This is a genomic window from Ilumatobacter sp., from assembly GCF_049588435.1.
Taxonomy (GTDB): domain Bacteria; phylum Actinomycetota; class Acidimicrobiia; order Acidimicrobiales; family Ilumatobacteraceae; genus Ilumatobacter_A.
The window spans coordinates 1-2,797 of sequence record NZ_JBAVYV010000584.1 but is presented as its reverse complement, the minus strand read 5'-3'; the positions used below and the strand labels follow the sequence as shown (position 1 = coordinate 2,797).

Below are 2,797 nucleotides of genomic sequence, written 5' to 3'. Positions count from 1 at the left end.
GGTCCGGATTCCGGGCGGCGCGGTGGCCGTGTTGCCGGGCGCGATGCCGGGCGGCGGGGCGGACTCGACCAGGTCGACGCGATCGTCGAGGCGTGCGAAGAACTCGCCGGGGAGGGGGACGGCGACGTGCTGGTGTTCCTGTCGGGGGAACGGGAGATCCACGACACGGCCGATGCGATCAAGGACGCGGTCAAGCAGCGCAAGCTCCGTGACACCGAGGTCCTCCCGCTCTACGCCCGGCTGTCCTCTGCGGAGCAGCGCCGCGTGTGGCAACCGCATCGGGGACGCCGGATCGTGCTCGCGACGAACGTCGCGGAGACGTCGATCACGGTTCCCGGCGTGCGCTACGTGGTCGACGCCGGTACGGCACGGATCTCGCGCTACTCGCGTCGGCTGAAGGTGCAGCGACTCCCGATCGAGGAGGTCTCACAGGCGTCGGCGAACCAGCGCGCCGGTCGATGCGGGCGCGTCGCCCCGGGCATTTGCATCCGTCTGTTCTCGGAGCAGAACTTCGACGCGCGCCCCGACTTCACCGAGCCCGAGATCCTGCGCACCAACCTGGCGTCGGTCATCTTGCAGATGGCGAACATCGGGTTGGGTGACCTCGCTCGCTTCCCGTTCGTCGAGGCGCCGGAACATCGGTCGATTCGCGACGGTGAGATGTTGCTCGAGGAACTGAACGCGATCGCCCCGAATCGGTCCAGTTCCAGTGGCAGTGGCAGCGGCAATGGCAGTGGCGGTGGCGGTGGCGGTCGCGGCGGCGGTGGAGGCCGCGGCGACGACGGGGGCGGGCGCGGAGTACGGCTGACCAAGATCGGGCGCCAGTTGGCACGCCTGCCGGTCGACCCGCGCCTCGGTCGGATGCTGCTCGAAGCGGATCGACTCGACTGCGTCCGCGAGGTCCTCGTGATCGTCTCCGCACTCTCGATCCAGGACGTGCGCGAGCGTCCCGCCGACAAGCGCGAGCAGGCGAACGAGTTCCACAATCGCTTCAAGGTTCCCGGCTCCGACCTGCTGTCCATCGTCAAACTGTGGGACTACGTCCGCGAGCAGCAGCGTGAGCGATCGGGAAACCGCTTCCGGCGGATGTGCCGCGAGGAGTTCATCCACTATCTCCGCGTGCGCGAATGGGTCGACCTGCACCGTCAGCTCAAGCGGGTCGCAGCGGACATCGGGATTCGTGCGGGAACGGACGAGGGTCATCCCGATCACGTTCACCAGGCACTGCTCGCGGGCCTGCTCTCGCACGTCGGGATGCGCGACCGCCAGACGCGCATGTTCAAGGGAGCGCGCCAGGCAGAGTTCGTGATCGCTCCCGGTTCGGTCTTGACGCGCAAGCCGCCGGACTGGGTGATGGCCGCCGAATTGGTCGAGACGAATCAGATCTACGCGCGTCGCGTCGCCGCGATCGATCCACGCTGGGCCGAGCGTGCCGGCGCTCACCTGGTGAAGAAGTCGTACGGTGAACCCCGCTGGGATGCCAAGGGCGGTCGCGCTGTCGTCACCGAGCAGGTCACGCTGTTCGGGCTCCCGCTGGTGAGCGACCGCTTGATCGGACTCGATCGCGTCGACCCGCCTGCGGCGCGCGCCTGGTTCATCACGAAGGTGTTCGTCGAGGGCGGCGATCAACTCCCACCGGGGTGGGCGGCGCGACACCGGTTCGTGGCGCACAACCACGAGCAGCTCGAGCGACTCGCATCGATGAGCGCTCGCGCCCGGGGCGCCGAACTGCTCGATGACGAGACGGTCTTCGCGTTCTACGACGAGCGCATCGGCGACGACGTCACCAGCACACAGCACTTCGACCGCTGGTGGAAGGGTGTGCGCAAGGACCAACCGTCGTTGCTCGACCTCACCGATGCCGTTCTCCGCGACTTGTTGGGCGAGCACGGGCACGGATCGGATCGTTTCCCCGACGTGTGGGTCCAGGGGGACATCGAGCTGCCGTTGACGTATCGGGACGCGCCGGGCGAGCCGCTCGACGGGGTGACGATCCACCTCCCGCTCAACGGTCTCAACCAGATCACCGCTGACGGCCTCGACTGGCAGGTCGTCGGACACCGGGATGAGCTCGTCGAACAGCTGATGCGTTCGCTGCCCAAGGCGATCCGGCGGGTCCTGATCCCGTTCGCCGAAACCGTCGACGAGGTGCTGGATCGGCTCGGTCCGCCGGACGGGAGGTTGGTCGATCGCCTCGCCGAAGTCGTGTCCGAGGTCGCCGGTGTGCGCGTCGATGCCGCTGCGTTCGATCCGACCGCGGTCGACGCCCATCTCCGGCTGAACATCGTGGTGTCCGACGACGAGGGCGAGGTCCACGACGTCGGCTTCGACCTCGCGGCGATCAAGGCGCGTCAAGCCGGGAGCGCCCGCCAGTCGATCGCTGCGGCCGCACCGATCGAAGAACGGCGCGGTCTGACGACCTGGGACGTGGGTGACCTGCCGAGGGTCGTCGAGTCGTCGGATCGTGCGCTGGACGTGCGGGCGTATCCGACGTTGCTCGACGTCGGCGACAGCGTGTCTCTCCGGGTCGTCACCACGCCCGAACTCCAACAGCGGGCGATGCGTGGGGGAGTCCGACGGCTCCTCTTGCTCGACGGTGCCCCGACGCGACGATCGATCGAGCGACTGATCACGAACGCCGGACGCATCGCGCTGACGAACGCGGATCTCGGGGTCGAGACCTTGGTCGACGACTGCATCGCCGCCGCTGTCGATCTCGTGATGGCCGAGCACGGGTCCATCCCGTGGTCGGAGCGCGAGTTCCGCGACCTGCAGGCGGCAGTGCGCGCGAAGGCAC

The 2,797-nt window shown here is 68.3% G+C and carries 1 protein-coding gene; it reads left to right on the top strand.

All coding sequences use genetic code 11. The annotated features are described in order from the left end of the window. Positions 1 to 2,797 (top strand): DUF3418 domain-containing protein (locus WBV89_RS21955; protein ID WP_423983461.1); only part of this gene is annotated, 2,797 nt, incomplete at both ends.